13 protein-coding genes are annotated in these 15352 nt (G+C 60.5%); 7 read left to right on the plus strand and 6 right to left on the minus strand.

The window, feature by feature from the left end; translation table 11 throughout:
* Positions 1–2 precede the first annotated feature (2 nt).
* Positions 3–3725: a DUF6543 domain-containing protein gene (locus E4P01_RS09130; RefSeq protein WP_216090767.1), complete on the minus strand. Its 3723-nt coding sequence runs from the start codon at positions 3723–3725 to the stop codon at positions 3–5.
* Between the two features lie 352 nt (positions 3726–4077).
* On the opposite strand from E4P01_RS09130, the gene E4P01_RS09135 reads away from it, so the two are divergent.
* Positions 4078–4542 (plus strand): hypothetical protein, encoded by a 465-nt coding sequence (locus E4P01_RS09135; protein ID WP_005784995.1) that lies wholly within the window; start codon positions 4078–4080, stop codon positions 4540–4542.
* 14 nt (positions 4543–4556) lie between these two features.
* Positions 4557–5369 (plus strand): SDR family oxidoreductase, encoded by an 813-nt coding sequence (locus E4P01_RS09140; RefSeq protein ID WP_032877698.1) that lies wholly within the window; start codon positions 4557–4559, stop codon positions 5367–5369.
* Here the strand turns inward: E4P01_RS09140 and E4P01_RS09145 are convergent.
* Complete coding sequence (locus E4P01_RS09145) at positions 5366–6223, minus strand: LysR family transcriptional regulator (RefSeq protein WP_103733349.1); 858 nt, start codon at positions 6221–6223, stop codon at positions 5366–5368. The two genes, E4P01_RS09140 and E4P01_RS09145, sit on opposite strands and share 4 nt — an antisense overlap.
* A 111-nt stretch (positions 6224–6334) precedes the next feature.
* Between E4P01_RS09145 and E4P01_RS09150 the strand changes: the two genes are divergently transcribed.
* From E4P01_RS09150 to E4P01_RS09165, 4 genes are all read left to right on the plus strand, one after another.
* Complete coding sequence (locus E4P01_RS09150; RefSeq protein ID WP_216090766.1) at positions 6335–7522, plus strand: MFS transporter; 1188 nt, start codon at positions 6335–6337, stop codon at positions 7520–7522.
* Positions 7515–7916: a nuclear transport factor 2 family protein gene (locus E4P01_RS09155; protein ID WP_078820323.1), complete on the plus strand. Its 402-nt coding sequence runs from the start codon at positions 7515–7517 to the stop codon at positions 7914–7916. Before E4P01_RS09150 ends, E4P01_RS09155 begins: the two co-directional genes overlap by 8 nt.
* Before the next feature lie 105 nt (positions 7917–8021).
* Positions 8022–8948 carry an NAD synthetase gene (locus E4P01_RS09160; RefSeq protein WP_078820322.1) on the plus strand — a complete coding sequence of 309 codons (927 nt, stop codon included), beginning with the start codon at positions 8022–8024 and terminating at the stop codon, positions 8946–8948.
* Positions 8938–9393 carry a hypothetical protein gene (locus E4P01_RS09165; RefSeq protein ID WP_248129977.1) on the plus strand — a complete coding sequence of 152 codons (456 nt, stop codon included), beginning with the start codon at positions 8938–8940 and terminating at the stop codon, positions 9391–9393. Before E4P01_RS09160 ends, E4P01_RS09165 begins: the two co-directional genes overlap by 11 nt.
* 29 nt (positions 9394–9422) lie before the next feature.
* Here E4P01_RS09165 and E4P01_RS09170 read toward each other — a convergent pair whose 3' ends face one another.
* The 4 genes from E4P01_RS09170 to E4P01_RS09185 are packed head-to-tail and all read right to left on the minus strand — an operon-like array spanning position 9423 to position 14183.
* A complete protein-coding gene (locus E4P01_RS09170; protein WP_216090765.1) occupies positions 9423–10283 on the minus strand; it encodes an HlyD family secretion protein in 861 nt (286 codons plus the stop codon).
* A 10-nt stretch (positions 10284–10293) separates the two neighbouring features.
* Positions 10294–10494, minus strand: a complete 201-nt coding sequence (locus tag E4P01_RS09175) for a DUF1656 domain-containing protein (protein ID WP_005784982.1) — start codon at positions 10492–10494, stop codon at positions 10294–10296.
* Positions 10484–12661 carry an FUSC family protein gene (locus tag E4P01_RS09180; RefSeq protein WP_216090764.1) on the minus strand — a complete coding sequence of 726 codons (2178 nt, stop codon included), beginning with the start codon at positions 12659–12661 and terminating at the stop codon, positions 10484–10486. The genes E4P01_RS09175 and E4P01_RS09180 overlap by 11 nt, the downstream gene beginning before the upstream one ends.
* 10 nt (positions 12662–12671) lie before the next feature.
* Positions 12672–14183: an efflux transporter outer membrane subunit gene (locus tag E4P01_RS09185; protein WP_248129978.1), complete on the minus strand. Its 1512-nt coding sequence runs from the start codon at positions 14181–14183 to the stop codon at positions 12672–12674.
* A gap of 181 nt (positions 14184–14364) precedes the next feature.
* On the opposite strand from E4P01_RS09185, the gene E4P01_RS09190 reads away from it, so the two are divergent.
* Positions 14365–15333 (plus strand): LysR family transcriptional regulator, encoded by a 969-nt coding sequence (locus E4P01_RS09190; protein WP_032877708.1) that lies wholly within the window; start codon positions 14365–14367, stop codon positions 15331–15333.
* The last annotated feature ends 19 nt before the right edge of the window (positions 15334–15352 follow it).

The raw sequence follows: 15352 nt of genomic DNA on the forward strand, positions 1-15352 counted from the left end.
ATTTAAATCGGCGTTTTCCCATGAGAAATAACGCGATCGACTAATTCACCGTTAGGCCCACCCCGGTACTTCAAAGGAATGGCAAACGGCACATCCACATAGAAAATATGCGGATTATCAGGGCTTTGGATAACATTTAACCCCGACGTATTGACTTCGTAGTAGCGCGACATTTTATCCATCGCATTGCCATATTTACGCTTCCCAAAGATGGTTTCGGAAATCTGTCGGGTAGGCATATTCCCTGGCGCCAAGTCCGTAAAGTAATGCCGGCCTCGCTTTCCGGGCAGAGGTCGACCGCTCAAATCTGAACTTGAAGGTGAAAGGCTCCTATCGGCCATGATTGCGGCATGCGGTTTATCCCCGGTGTAGTGATAAAAAACATTCTTGCCTTTTACCGGTGGCTCCATCAGCGCTTTTTCTCCCGGAAAGCTTTCCGGCACCCTCGGTCGCTTATTGGCCGGTTGAGCACTTGTCGCGTTATTCGTGTCGACGTTGCCTGAAGAGCTACCTTGGTCCAACGGACGCTTGCTCGGCCGGGATGTCCCCAGAACATTGGGAGCCCCGCCCGGCAATCGGTTCAAACGCCACTCACCGTTACCGGCGGCCCCCAAAAATGCTTGAACTCTATAGAGTTTTGGCATCGTCAATGACGCCTGAGGATCGACGATGGCGACCCGCCCGTCACGTGCGTGGAAGGCCGAATCAATCTGATACACCTTGTTGACCCCGGTACTGTCGGTATAGCGCACGTAAAAATTATCGCCCACGTTATAGGTACCGTCCGGTCTCAAAATGCGGCCTTTGATGACATCTTCCGACACGGAGAAGGCGCTCAGATCAAGGTTTGGACTCGTGCCGGCCGTTGGTGCTCTGGCGATGACTGGAGGGGTTGGCGGCACCACCGGGCTTTTGAACACCGGCCGCAACGGCACGGAACTCACATTGGGAATACCAGAGGCGGCCATCGTGAAATCCGAGTAGACCGCACGCATCGCGCCCGGGCTTTTGAGCAGCCGCGGCAAGATTCGAGCATTGGCGCGCAAGGCCGTCACGCCAGCCTTTCCTAAGCGAACCCCCATGGAGATGCCTTTTCCGAGCACTGGCAACAAGTCGAGGAAGATGGAGGCCACCTCAATGCCGAACTGAACCTTGTTGATTCTCGATTGATACGCAACCTCTGCGCTGCTGACGCTTTGGTGGTCCGCGTGATCGATGAGCAACTTCACTTTCTGCTTGTACAGCTCATCCTGAAAGTTGCCATCGAAGGGCTTGAGTGTCACGGGAGCGCTCGTCAGTTTGAACGCAGCGATGAACACATCCAGCGTGCGCATTGGATCCTTCGTCACATCTAATGCCCGTGCCTTGCCTGCCTCGAAAGCTTTAGCCACGTCATTTTTATCGACCGGTGACGTTCTGCTCGCGGTGTAGAGCCTCCACTCCTTTTTCTCCATCAACGCGTTCAGGGCATTCACATCCGCCAATTCGCGAAAACACACGCCGTCGGGCGCATTCGGCGTGCACAGTACAAGCGGGGCGTCTGTGTCATTGCCAATCACCATCGCGCCCTGAACCGGCAACCCACGCTGAATAAGGGCACTGGTGACAATTTTTTTCCCATCCACCAGAGGCCGGTCAGCCGGGTCCGGGTAGTCAAGAACCGCCGCGACCCACTGCGCCCCTCGTTTGGTACTGGTGTCTTGGGTAGCGTCTATGTTGTAGGTATTGGGGTTGAGTGCTGCGAGAAAAGCCTCTTTATCCAGCATGTCGCTCAGGTGGGTTTTCCACGCTTTGCGGACGTCGCCGGCAGCACCCGACTCGGCATCCGTGGCCAACTCCTTTTTAAGCAGCTCGGTATAGGCGCCTCCCACATCGGCAGTGTTGACCAACGCTTTGAGCTGCTCGGTATCCAGGACGACCTGCTTGCCATCGTCGCCCAGCAGAGGGTTGCCGTGAGTATCGGTCAGCGGCAGTTCGAAGGTGGACCGGCTGAAGTGGCCGTGCTGGACGGCTGGAAACTCACTGGGGTTTTTCAGCGCCAGATCAGTCAGCGATACGCGGTGGTGCTTGACGGTGAGCGTATGACTGCTGCTTTGCCCGCCAGTGTGAGGATTGGACCTGGTTTTCACCCGCACCATCAGCTTGTCCGCATCGACCTGCGCAGCGGGGAACTGCCGTTTGATCGCTTCGTTCATCCGATCGCGGGAAAAGCTACCCAGAGAAGGAAGAGTTGCCAGCGATGACGCCAGCGCATTTGCACTGCGGTCCTCGGAGTGTTCCAGGTAATCAAACAACGCTTCCTGGGCCGGGCTCAGGTTTTTCAGCCACTCGGGGGCCAGCTTGTCAGCCAGTTGTTCATCTCGCGCCGCCATGGCGTTTTCGCCACTGAGCAGGTACGACCAGTCAGCGGCATCATCCATGCGCTTGAGTGCTCCCGGCTCTGTCGATACCCGGGCGAGATTCGCAACGACTTCCTCCTGCTGACGCTTGAGCATCCAGGGGATGCCTTCGGCCAGCACATCCCCCGTCAAGGGTTCGGCGCTCAACATCACATCGTCGCCAGAAGGCGGTTCCGACTTGTTTTGTAACGACAATGGCAGTGTTTGCAACAGTAGGTCCGCGTCGGCGCCCCCCTCATCAAGGCGCGCTGCAATCGCCTGGCGCGCCAGGGCTGGCGTCGCAAACTGCTCGAACCCCTCACCCGGGGTGTACAGCACGACCGGCCCATTAGTCTCATCGAGTGCCAAGGTCCGGCCTTTGGTCCAGACGGGGGGCGTGGCCCCGGAACCGTCGGTGCTGGTGATTAGGAAGCAGCCCGCCATCAAGGCTCCCCGCTCGCTACCGTCATCAACGGTAAGCGGGTAGACACCAGGGCGTGCGCCATTGGGGAAGACAGCTTCCCGTTCAGCCAGCGTGGGGTATTGCAGTGCTGCGTCGATCAACCGCTTGCTCGCCGCGCTCAGTGTTCCATCGCTCACGCGCAATGCCGCCAGCGTCGACAGTTGTTGCTTGTGCAAGGTCAACAACTGGTCTTGAGGGGCCTGCAGAACCTGAGGGTCTTTCAACGTCGGGCGGGGGGTTGCCCAGAAGGTTTGAAGGGCCATCGGAAACTGCGTGACCATGCGCTGGGCAATCGTATCCAGTGTCAACTGTGGCGTGACGAGGGTGCCCGGGCTAGTGTCCGTGTCCGGGGTAAAAATGCCGGACTGTTCAACATCGTCAACGACGGGCTGCTGGCCAGGATTGGCCAGCAAGGTCGCAACCTTCCTGTTCAAGGCGTCCAGCACCGGCTCGGACGACAGTGTTTTGATAGAGCTATCGTCCTGCTCGACCCAGCGCTTGAAGACCAGGTCTTGTGGCTTCAGGGTCGACATGTACGGAAACATTTGGTCCACTTGCTGGCGCAGGAAGTCCTGGAAGCTCGGTTGCTCACCGTGCAAACGCTGCATGTCGCGGGACTGAAGGGCGTGTTGGGTGACAAACGCCTCCTGATTGGTAACCTTGAATTGCTGCATGAGCCGTGGGTATTCCACCCCGACCGGGGGTATGCCGGCCGAGGTGGGAAGAGGAATACCGTCCGGCGCGTAGGTCAATACCGGTGGCAGGTGAACAGGGGGTTGCGCAGATGTTTCAACGGCAATATCGGTTTGGGTGGTCAATGCGTTTGGGGCAACAACGCTTTGTGGGGGGGAAAGGTGGGTCGAGTTTTCGGTCGCTGCAAACATGAAATAAACCTTACATAGAAGAGTTGAACGTCGCCGCTACCTCCCTGTAGGTCGTCAGATAAGTGGACGTTCAATGCGCTCCGGTTCCTGTCCCGAATGTAAGCTCAAGTAGCAGAACGCTGTGAGCTCTGCTGAATAAGACCAAGTACCAAGGCACTGTACGGTCCTATTGATTGAAGTGAAAAACACCTGCCTTGCGTACAGCCCCCTCCCACATTTGAATGTGTTCACAAATCAAAGGTGGGAGGGGGCTTGCTCCCGATGAGGCCCGCACGGCCACCACAGCACTCAAGTTAACCAATCCCACCTACGCTTAAGTTAGGATGCTCGTTCCCCATTCGAGGTGGTCTCCATGTTCTTCGGCGTTCTCCTGATCATCACCTGGCTGATCCTGCTGCTGCGCTACCCGGCGAAGGCGCTGCCGGTGTCGCTGGCGGCTGCCGTCGGCCTGGGTTTCGTCGCCGTCTGGGTGGTGTGGCTGGACAACCGCGAAGCCGCGCAACTGGCACGCCTTGAGTTGCGCATCAGCTATGCCCCGCAGGACTGCCCGGCCGACCGCCCACTGAAATTGACCCTGAACAACGGCAACGACGTGCCGTTAACCGAACTGCGCTGGCGCGTGGCCGCCTACGCGCCGGGCGACACGGTCAACCTGGCCGACAATGTCTACGCCGCCCCACGCTATCGAGGCCCCGGCGAGTTGCAGGCCGGGGCCACCTGGGACGATTGCCTGCCCACACCGCCACTGCGCCCCGGCTATCGCCCGCAAACCCTGGAATTTCGCGCCGAGCACCTGCAAGGCAGTTTCTCGGACTGACAAAGGAATGATGCATGCCCAACGTACTGATCACCGGTTGCTCCAGCGGCATCGGCCGCGCCCTCGCCGACGCGTTCAAAGCCGCAGGCTTCAACGTGTGGGCCAGCGCCCGCCAGCCAGATGACGTCGCCGCCCTCGCTACCGCTGGCTTCAATGCCGTGCAGTTGGACGTCAATGACAGCGCCGCCTTGCAACGCTTGGCCGAACAAATGGGCGAACTGAATGTGCTGGTCAACAACGCGGGCTACGGCGCCATGGGCCCGTTGCTCGATGGCGGCACCGAGGCGATGCGACGCCAATTCGAAACCAATGTGTTTTCCATCGTTGGCGTCACCCAGGCACTGTTTCCCGCGTTGCGCCGCAGCAAAGGACTGGTGGTGAATATCGGCAGCGTTTCCGGGGTATTGGTGACGCCGTTCGCCGGCGCCTACTGCGCATCCAAAGCCGCTGTCCATGCCTTGAGCGATGCCCTGCGCATGGAACTGGCACCGTTTGGCGTGCGGGTGATGGAAGTGCAGCCCGGTGCGATCAATACCCATTTTGCGAAGAATGCCGGGGCCCAGGCCGAATTATTGATCAACGAAACATCGCCCTGGTGGCCGTTGCGCGAAGGCATTCGGGCGCGCAGCCAGGCCTCCCAGGACAAGCCAACCCCAGCCACTGAATTTGCGGCGGATGTGCTCAAGGCCGTGCAGCAAGCGCAGCCACCGCGTCTGCTAAGGTCGGGCAATGGCAGCCGGGCGTTGCCATTGATGGCGGCGCTGTTGCCCAAGGGGTTGCTGGAGAAGGTGTTGAAGAAGCGCTTTGGGTTGGGCGGTAAACTCTAACCCTTCATAAAATCAATAAACGCCCGCACCTTAAGCGGTAAATGCCGGGTATCCGGATACATCGCGTAGACCCCTTGGGGCGCGAAGCGATAGTCCGCCAATACACGCACCAGCCGTCCCGCCTCCAAATCCTCCTGCACAAGCCACTGTGGCAAGATCGCCACACCGTGGCCACGCACCGCAAACGCCTGGAGCACCGCCGCACTGTCGGCCACCAAGGCGGCCGGACCTGCGCGGTATTGATGCCCATCGCCGGCAGGGTCGGTCACGCTCAACTCCGTCAAACGGCCATGGCCCAGCCTGGGCACCTGCTCCAACTCCTCCAGGGTCTGAACGCCCGCAAACGCTGGCGCCGCGACGGCGAACACTTCAAACGTCGACAACTGCACCGCCCGATGATTGGAGTCCAGCAAGCGCCCCAGGCGAATAGCCACGTCAAAACGCTCGGAGATCAAATCGGCGTGGGTGGAGGATGTGGATAAGTGGATATTCAGGTCCGGGTGCAGACGGCGAAAGGTTTCCACCGCCGGGGCGACCACGGCCAGGGCATACTCGACGGTGGTGGTGATGCGCAGCGTGCCTTTGAGCTGCGCATGTTCGGAACGGGCCTCTTCCACCGCCAGGCGCGCCTCTTCGAGCATTCGTGTGCAGCGCAGGTAGAAACGTTCGCCGGCATCGGTGAGCGCCAGCTGGCGAGTGTTGCGGGTCAGCAGGGTGACGCCCAGCTCCGCCTCCAAGCGCTTGAGGTTGAAGCTGACCACGGCGCGGGTCTGGCCGAGCAGATCCGCGGCGGCCGTGAGCGAGCCGGCCTCGACCACGGCCTTGAAGGTGTCGAATCGATCCAGGCTGACCATGGCCACGCCCTCCGTTTGTCAAAATATTTTTGACAAACTAACAGGCAAACCGACGTATCCCAAACCCTGCTTGCCGCCTACCCTGCGCGCCTCATTCGCAGGATCGCGTTCATGACCTACCGCTCGAAAATTGCCTGGATCTTTCTACTGGGTTTTGCCCTGGACCTGGTGAACATGTTTGTCGCCACCGTCGCCTACCCGGACATCGCCCGCGAACTGCACGCCTCGGTCACGCAACTGGCGTGGATCAGCAATGCCTACATGCTCGGGCTGACGGTGATCATTCCCTTGAGTGTGTGGCTGGCGGCGCTCATGGGCGAGCGCACCCTGATCGCCACCAGCCTGCTGCTGTTTGCCGGGGCATCGGTGATGGTCGGCCAGGCCGGCTCCATCGACGCGTTGATTGGCTGGCGCGCTGTGCAGGGGCTCGGCGGCGGCTTGTTGATTCCGGTGGGGCAAGCCATGGCTTACCGACACTTTCCCGCGGCCGAGCGCAGCCAGTTGACGGCGCGGGTCATGTCGGTGGCATTGCTGGTACCGGCATTGTCTCCGGCGCTGGGTGGGGTAATTGTCGACAGCCTGTCCTGGCGCTGGATTTTCTACGCCAACCTGCCTCTGGCGCTGGTGACCCTGCTGCTGGCGCTGCTGTGGATAAAACCCGATGTGCCTTCCACCGTACGCCCGCCCCTGGACCTGGGCAGTATGTTCAAACAAGCCGCCAGCCCGATGCTGCGTGTGGCAATGCTGGTTTACCTGTGTATTCCGGGGATATTTATCGGCACCAGCCTGATCGCCATCCTCTACGTGCGTGACCTGGGGTATGACGCCACCCAGACCGGCGCACTCATGTTGCCGTGGGCACTGGCCTCGGCAGTGGCGATTTACTTGAGCAAAAAACTCTTCAATCGCTGCGGCCCGAAACCTTTGCTGCTGGCGGGCATGGTGCTGCAATGCGGCGGCATCCTGTTGCTCAACGAGCCGGCGCTGATCATTGCGGCCTACGTTTTGATGGGCCTGGGCGGCAGCCTGTGCAGCAGCACCGCGCAAACCCTGGCCTTTCTGGATATTCCCGCCGAGCGCATGGGCCACGCCAGCGCGTTGTGGAACATGAACCGGCAAGTGAGCTTCTGCGTCGGCGCCGCCTTGCTCAGTGCAGTACTGTCGACCTTGGATTCCTTCGCCATAACCTTCACGATAGCGGCAGCTCTGACCCTGTTGCCGCTTTTCGCAGTGTTGCGCCTGGATGCCTCCAGGATACGCACGCTGCTTCACCCTTGCAGCGAGCCCAAGCATGATTGACTACAGCGATTTTTTTGAGGAAGTGATCCAGACTCACGTCGAGATCGAACAATGGTTTGCCGGGGTTGCACCTGAGGGCACGCTGGAAAACCTGCTGGCACGCTTCTCACCGGAGTTCAGCATGGTCGCGCCGGCCACCGGTACGCGGGTCAACAGGGCCGGGGTCAATGCGTTGTTCACGCGCCTGGGTGGGATGCGGCCGGGGTTGAAAATCACCTTGAGCGAAATGACCGGGATTGATCGTCATGCGCGGGGAGCCACGGTGACGTATCGCGAGCATCAGGTGGATGACAGCGGTACGCAAACGGATCGCCGCGCCACGGTTGTGTTCGAGAAGCAGGCCAGTGGTGCGCTGTTGTGGCGTCACTTGCATGAAACTTATGTAGCACCATGAAATAACCATTCGGCCAGATCCTACAGAAAACAGCGAACGGCCTGACATCATTACGAGGAAGCTATCCTCAGGCTCTCTCACCTCTGTCCAATCACAGGTGAAAGGATGCCAAGCGCTTTCCTGCGAAGCGGTGTGCCGGATGTGCACACCACGACTCGCCAGCGGCTAATCAGTCTGCTGGACCTGCCCAAACTCTATAGAACCATTGACGCTGACCCGGCCATCGTTGGGGCCGGCGTAGTGCATATCGGCAGTGATTATCAGGTGACGGTGCTGCGTGAGTTTGTGCCGTTGTGCAGTATCAGGCCCAAGCGGGTGATTCTGCGAGAAGTGACAGGCCCAATGATGACTGCTGATGAGTACGCGCATTGGGTGGCAAACTCACCACGCGAGTCGCAGATATGGCGCGAAGCCGCGGGAATGGCCGTAGCATGCGGTGGGGCGGTGATTGGGATTATTGTTGCCAAGGCAGGCATCGCGTCAGCGCCCCTCAGCGCAGGTTCCAGCCTTGCAGTTACTTACATTGCTTATACAGCTGCAGCCTCCAGTGCTTTGCAATGTGGCAACGGCCTATGGCGAACCTACAAAGAACTAACCAATCCGTCTGACAACGATTATTACGACAGCCACAGTTGGTATCAGGCAATGACCGTAGCCTTGGACGGCATTTCGCTGGTGGGTGCGGGCAGCACGACGTTTGTTACGGTAAAGACCGTCATGACGATCAAAAATACGACAGGCCGCAACCTGACCGACATCTTGAGGCGCATGAGCCGCCAGGAACGTGCAAAGCTGACAAACGAAGTACTGCGCCTGCAGAACCCTCGTCATCCTCGCGAAATGATTCGGTTAAAGCAGCTGGCCGGAACACTCCCCAAACGCTTCAGCAATACCCGGATACGCCAAGACCTTCTCACTCAACTCTCCGATCAGGTAGGTGCCGCTCTGGCGATTACTGGCAGCGGCCTGTCCGGGAATATCAACCCTATCCTTATCGGCATTTATGAAGAGTTCAACAGCCATGAACAATGACATCGATACCCTGCAGGCCCCCCGAGCGTTAAGTCGTTACACCCAACGTTTTGCATTCACGGTGGGTATGGGGGTATCAATGAACTTAGTCAGCATTTCAGGCAACCTGTCACATAGCCTGTCGTATTACGCCCGAATAAATTATCTCCCTGGCGAATATGCGGTCGTGGCGGGCATGGCTCTGCTACTGGCAATGTGTATTGGCCTGGCCTTAGTGGCGGCAGGGTTTCGTTCGGGGCCTCCATTGCTTGTAGGCGTCGCGGCCCTGAACGCCTTGCTTTCGGCAGACTACTTGGGAAACAACCCAGTGACTATGTTTGCAGTATTTCCATTGTTTCAATCGCTGTTCTGCCTGCTGATCCTCAATACAAGAAACCACCGCCGCTTCGTCGGCATGCTGCGGGTCAAGCGTCGACGGAAAATCAGAGCCAACACACAAACCTGAGCCGGTGCCCAATCCGCCCCTCCCACATTTCAGTTTTGTGTTGGGTTGACGATCACAGTGCAGGTAATCCCGGCCGCCAACAGCACGCCCTCCGGCACTTCATCAATGTGAATCCGCACCGGCACACGCTGCGCCAACCTCACCCAGTTGAACGTCGGGTTCACATCGGCAATCAGCTCACGGCTCTCGGGGTTGTCGCGGTCGTAGATGCCACGGGAGATGCTTTCCACATGCCCCTTCAACGTCTCGCCGCTCATCAGTTGCATATCCGCGTTATCCCCGACCTTCACATGGGGTAGCTTGGTTTCTTCAAAGAAGCCATAGACCCAGAACGAATTCATATCCACCACAGCCATCTTCGCTTCACCGATACGCGCATAGTCGCCGCGATGCACGTTGAGGTTGGTGACGTAGCCATCCACTGCCGCCAGCACACGGGTACGTTTCAAGTTGAGTTCAGCGGCCTCCAGTTGCGCCAGGGCGTGCTGGTAATCGGCCAGGGCCGAGTCAGCGATATTACTGGCGTCGTCGCGGTTTTCCCTGGAGATCACCAGGGCGTCGAGGTCGGCGCGGCGGTGGGCGTTGAGCTTGCGCATCTCCCAGGTAGCCTTGCGTGAGGCCACCAGCGATTGAGCTTGCTTGACGGCAATGCGGTAGTGCTCGGGGTCGATCTGCATCAGCAGGTCGCCTTTTTTTACCAACTGGTTATCGCGTACCGGCACGTCCACCACCTCGCCGGTAACGTCCGCCGCGACGTTGATGATGTCGGCGCGCACGCGGCCGTCGCGGGTCCATGGCGTTTGCATGTAGTGCACCCACAACGTGCGGCCAATCCAGATCGCCAGGGCCAGCACCAGCAAGGTCGCGAGCAGGCTGAAAAACTTTTTCATCGGGGCATTCTCAACGGTAGACGCTCAGCGCCAGGGCGCCGAACAGGCAAGCGAACAGGCTCAGGCGCAGCAACGCCGGGTGCCAGAAAAACCGGTACAGGTCGAACCCGGCCAGAAAGCGATCAATCGCCCAGGCCAGCCCGGCGGCGATCAGGAACATCAGGGTCATGGTCGGCATATAGATGCCATGAAATGCGATTTCACGAGGCATTCGAGGCTCCTTTGAGGGCCGCCAGTGGCGATTGCGGGTCGAGCAGCGAGGTGCGGATAAAGTGCAGGTAGCTCTTCACCCGGCGCAGGGCCGAGGTATCGAAGTGCGGGGCGAAAGGTTCGTCGGTGGCCTGCACGCGGCTGATCGCATGGTCGACGGCGATCAAGCCGCGCTCCAGGTTGCTGGCGCTGGGTTGCAGGAACAAGCGCACCAGCGAACGGCCCATCACGCGGATTGCCTGGCGCCACGGCTGGGACTCGGCATAGGCCGGATGCACCGGCAGGATCGCCTGCTCCTTGCGCAACTCGATGATTGCGTGGCCGACCTCCAGCACCACGAACATCCAGCGCAGCAGGTCGCGTTGCACCTGCGGCTGGCCGGCCGCGAGGCCATAAGCCTGGTGCAGCAGGTCGCGGGTACGGCTTTCAAAACTCGACGCCAGGCCCTTGAGCTTGCCGCTGATCGCATACACCACTTGCTCACGCAGGTCCTGCTCCAGGCGGCGCCACAGCCAGCGGCTGTTGGGTGGCAGGATGATCGCCCCCGCCGCCGCGCACACCAACATGCCGATGACCATGGCGATGTAGTCGTTGATAAAGGTGTAGGGGTTGTAGACCGTGAGGTTGTCCGGCACCGAGCCGGTGCTGAAGAAAATCAACAGGCCCACGCCGACACCGGCGTACTGCGGGCGGGAGGAGAGGAAAGCACCGAAGATGATCACCGGTGCGAGCATCACGCACAGCAGCGGGAAGCCGTCGATCCAGGGGAACACGAAGAACATTTCGACAAAGCCGACCAAGGCGCCGATCAAGGTGCCGCAGGCCATCTGGAACGCCATGCGCTTGGGGTTGGGTGTGGCAGCGGAGAGGCCCACCGTGGCCGCCGCGATCAAGGTCATGGTCGCGCCGCTGGGCCAGGCGGTAGCTACCCAGTAACTGCCCAGCACGATCAGGATAAACGAGGCCCGCACCCCGGCGGCGGCGCAGGCCAGCCAGTTGGTTTTTGGCGTATAGGCTTCGTGCCAGTCTTCCCGCGCATGGCGGTGGTCAGCCAGGGACGCGTGGGTTTGCGCGTAGTTGTGCAGGTCGTCGACGAAGCGGTACAGCAGCTCGTAGGCGGTATGAAAGTCCAACTGCTCGGCTTCGGTCGGGTTACCGTCCTGGAAGCTCGCCCGCAGGCTGCGCACCTTGGCGGGCAGGTCGTCCTTGTAGGCGCTCAGTTGATTAACCAGGCGCGCGGCATCCGGACTGGTGAGGGCGCGGCCCGAGAAGCTGTCGAGCACTTCGGCCAGGTCTTGCAGGCCGGGTTTGATCGCTGCGACCACATGATCGGCCTCATCGGCACGCAAGCGTTCAAGCAACTGGTGCAAGGCGTTGAAGCGCGTGGTGATGCTCATGAATTCGCTGTTGAGTCGACTGAGCCGCCCGTTGCGTCGGCGCATGTGCGGGTCTTCGAACACGGTGACGCTGCGCAGCCCTTCCAGGCCCACGGCTTCGGCGATAAAGCGCACGTTACTGGCCTCGAACCCTTCGCGTTGGCTGCGACCGCGCAGGCCGTCGGTGACGAACAGCGCGAACACGCCAAAGCGCTGGTACAGCGCGTTGCGCATGGCGGCGCTGGAGGTCTGCGGCAGGATGGTGGCGCTGACCACTGTCGAGCACAGAATCCCCAGAGAGATTTCCAGCACCCGCCACACCGCTGCCATAAAGGCGCCGTCCGGGTGAGCCAGCGCCGGCAGGCCGACCATCGCGGCGGTGTAGCCGGCAAGCACAAACCCATAGGCGCGGAAGTTGCGGTTGCGCGTAGCGCCAGCGGTACAAATGCCCACCCAGATCGCCAGCGCGCCGAGGAACAGTTCGGTGTTCTGTGCAAACAAGGCGATCAACAGCACCATCACCGCCGAGCCCGCCAAGGTACCGAGGAAACGGTAGAAACTCTTGGCGAACACCTGGCCGCTCTGGGGCTGCATCACGATAAACACGGTGATCATCGCGGTGCGCGGTTGCGGCAGTTCCAGGCGCATCGCCAGCCACAGCGTGAGGAACGCGGCGACCAGTACCTTGAAGATATACACCCAGGTCACGCCGTCGCTGCGTGCCCAGTCGAAAAAGCCACGGCGCCACTCAAGGGAATGCAACCAGCGCAGCGGTGCAGGCAAGGAAGTCATCGAATCCTACTCAGTGGTCGAACACGGCAAGTGCCGCCGGGGTCTTGCTTGGAAGGGTCTTGGCATCCTGGGGCACATCGTTGCCGGCACCAAGGCCGCCGCCCAATGCCGTTACCAGTTCGGCATGGGCACTCAGGCGCGCCGCCTGCACCTGTTGCTCGACCTGTTGCTGACGGAACAGCAGGGTCTGGGCGTTGAGCACATTGAGGTAGTCGGTGAGGCCACGCTGGTAGGCGATCATGGCGATGTCGTAGGTCTTCTGCGCCGAGGCCACCGACTGCGCGGCGAAAGCCGACTGCTTGTCCATGGACTCGCGGCGGATCAACTGGTCGCTGATGCCCTTGAGCGCATTGACCAGCGTCTGGTTGTACTGGGCGACCGCGATGTCATAGCCGGCACTGGCTTCGCCCAATTGAGCACGCAGGCGGCCGCCATCAAAGATCGGCAAGGTGATCGCCGGACCGACGTTGTAGTTGAATTTCTTGCCAGCCAGGAACTTCAGCATACCGCCGCCCGTGGCCATGTAGCCGAGGCTGCCGACCAGGTCGACGTTGGGGTAGAAACCGGCGTGGGCCACATCGATGCCACGGGCCTGGGCCGCCACCTGCCAGCGGCTGGCGACCACATCCGGGCGTTGGCCGAGCAGTTGCGCAGGCAGGCTTGAGGGCAACTTCAATGGCGCGGCGAGGGCCAGGGTCGGGCGTTGCAACTGCGCACCCTCGCCCGGGCCTTTACCGGCCAGCGCCGCCAACTGGTTGCGGCTCAGGGCGATTTCCTCGTCCAGGGCATCCAGTTGGCGATGGGTTTCCGGCAGCGGGGTTTCGGCCTGGCTGACGTCGAAGTGGGTGCCGATCCCGGCGTTAAGGCGTTTGTTGGCCAGGTCGAGAATCTGCTGTTGCTGGGCCAGGGTGGCCGCGGCGATATCGCGGTCGGCGTAATGCAACGACAACTGGATATAGGCGCGCACCACGTTGTTCTGCAGTTCGAGCTGGGCCTGACGTGCTTCGGCAGCGCTCATGTGCGCCAGGTCGACCGCACGTTCGGTGCTGTTGCTTTCCCGCCCCCACAGGTCGAGGGCATAACTCAAACCCAGGGACGAGTTGTTATCCCAGGTGTTGGCGCCGCTCAATTCGCCGGGGCCGTAGAACTGATCTTTCGGCCAGTTGTGGCGCTTGAGGGTGGTATCGCTATTGATCTGCAACGACTCGGCCGACTCCGCAATCCCGGCCAGCGCCCGCGCTTGCCGCACGCGTGCGGCGGCCACGGCCAGGCTGGGACTGTTCTGGGTGGCGAGTTCGACCCAACCGTTGAGCTGCGGGTCGCCGTAGGCTTGCCACCATTGGGCGGTGGGCCAATGGGCGTCCTGGGAGGCGTCTTGAATGGCTTCATCGGTGGCCAGGGTATTGGCGTTGAGGGCCTGGCCTTGGGGGGCAATTCCTCCGGTTCCGATGCAACCGCTGATGGCTAACGATAAGGCCCAAACACTGAGAGTCTTCAGCTCTCTGCTGATGCGACGCGGCACGGCAAGCGAATTCCTGAGAGGTGTTGCGCAAGAGGTGGCGCAATTCTAGGCGGCGGCATGGAGGACGATAAGCTGGCATTCCTGTGAATCTTTGTTACCGTTCAGGCGATAATCCGTTGGTAGGGATCACTGGTCGGCGTAACTTTCTGTCACAATTTGTCATCTCCCTTGAGAACACTCCATGGACACTTTGCAAAACATGCGCGCTTTCAGTTGCGTGGCCGAAGCCGGCAGCTTCACCGCCGCCGCCGTGCAACTGGACACCACCACGGCCAATGTCTCGCGCGCGGTCTCCAACCTTGAGGCCCACCTGCAAACCCGCTTGCTCAACCGCACCACCCGGCGTATCGCGCTGACCGAGGCCGGTAAACGTTATTTGCTGCGTTGCGAGCAGATCCTCGCCTACGTCGAAGAAGCCGAGGCCGAGGCCAGCGACGCCCACGCCCGCCCTGCCGGGCAGTTGAAAGTGCACACCATGACCGGGATCGGCCAGCATTTCGTCATCGACGCGATTGCCCGTTACCGCCGTACCCACCCCGACGTGACCTTCGACCTGACCCTGGCCAACCGCGTACCGGACCTGCTCGACGAGGGCTACGACGTGTCCATCGTGCTGGCCAGTGAACTGCCGGACTCGGGTTTCGTGTCCCAGCGCCTGGGCATCACCTACAGCATTGCCTGTGCTTCCCCGGAATACGTCAAGGCCAAGGGCTGTGCACAGCGGCCGCAGGATTTGCTCAACCATGCGTGCCTGCGCCTGGTCAGCCCGGTGATCCAACTGGACAAATGGACCTTCAACGGGCCTGAAGGTCAGGAAAGCGTGGCGATCAACAGCTCGCCGTTCCTGGTCAACTCGGCCGACGCGATGAAAACCGCAATTACCAGCGGCATGGGCGTAGGCCTGCTGCCGGTGTATGCCGCCATCGAAGGGCTGCGCAACGGCACACTGGTGCGGGTGATGCCGACCTACCGCTCCCAGGAACTGAACCTGTACGCCATCTACCCTTCGCGCCAATACCTGGATGCGAAGATCAAGACCTGGGTGGAGTACCTGCGCGGTTCGTTGCCGGAAATTCTGGCGGCGCACCAGGCGGAGCTGGTGGCGTATGAATTGAGCGGTGGTTTAGGTGGTGCTCGCTTGAGTAATTGAGCCAGGCATGCGGTGACTG

This window comes from Pseudomonas sp. NCIMB 10586 (assembly GCF_023127895.1).
In the GTDB taxonomy this organism is placed as follows: domain Bacteria; phylum Pseudomonadota; class Gammaproteobacteria; order Pseudomonadales; family Pseudomonadaceae; genus Aquipseudomonas; species Aquipseudomonas synxantha_A.

Excerpts from the sequence above, each read along its gene's own strand:
- E4P01_RS09145 (WP_103733349.1), bottom strand. The coding sequence starts at position 6,223 with ATGGTCAGCCTGGATCGATTCGACACCTTCAAGGCCGTGGTCGAGGCC.
- E4P01_RS09180 (WP_216090764.1), bottom strand. The coding sequence starts at position 12,661 with ATGACTTCCTTGCCTGCACCGCTGCGCTGGTTGCATTCCCTTGAGTGG.
- E4P01_RS09155 (WP_078820323.1), top strand. The coding sequence starts at position 7,515 with ATGATTGACTACAGCGATTTTTTTGAGGAAGTGATCCAGACTCACGTC.
- E4P01_RS09135 (WP_005784995.1), top strand. The coding sequence starts at position 4,078 with ATGTTCTTCGGCGTTCTCCTGATCATCACCTGGCTGATCCTGCTGCTG.
- E4P01_RS09140 (WP_032877698.1), top strand. The coding sequence starts at position 4,557 with ATGCCCAACGTACTGATCACCGGTTGCTCCAGCGGCATCGGCCGCGCC.
- E4P01_RS09190 (WP_032877708.1), top strand. The coding sequence starts at position 14,365 with ATGGACACTTTGCAAAACATGCGCGCTTTCAGTTGCGTGGCCGAAGCC.
- E4P01_RS09175 (WP_005784982.1), bottom strand. The coding sequence starts at position 10,494 with ATGCCTCGTGAAATCGCATTTCATGGCATCTATATGCCGACCATGACC.
- E4P01_RS09150 (WP_216090766.1), top strand. The coding sequence starts at position 6,335 with ATGACCTACCGCTCGAAAATTGCCTGGATCTTTCTACTGGGTTTTGCC.
- E4P01_RS09130 (WP_216090767.1), bottom strand. The coding sequence starts at position 3,725 with ATGTTTGCAGCGACCGAAAACTCGACCCACCTTTCCCCCCCACAAAGC.
- E4P01_RS09160 (WP_078820322.1), top strand. The coding sequence starts at position 8,022 with ATGCCAAGCGCTTTCCTGCGAAGCGGTGTGCCGGATGTGCACACCACG.
- E4P01_RS09165 (WP_248129977.1), top strand. The coding sequence starts at position 8,938 with ATGAACAATGACATCGATACCCTGCAGGCCCCCCGAGCGTTAAGTCGT.
- E4P01_RS09170 (WP_216090765.1), bottom strand. The coding sequence starts at position 10,283 with ATGAAAAAGTTTTTCAGCCTGCTCGCGACCTTGCTGGTGCTGGCCCTG.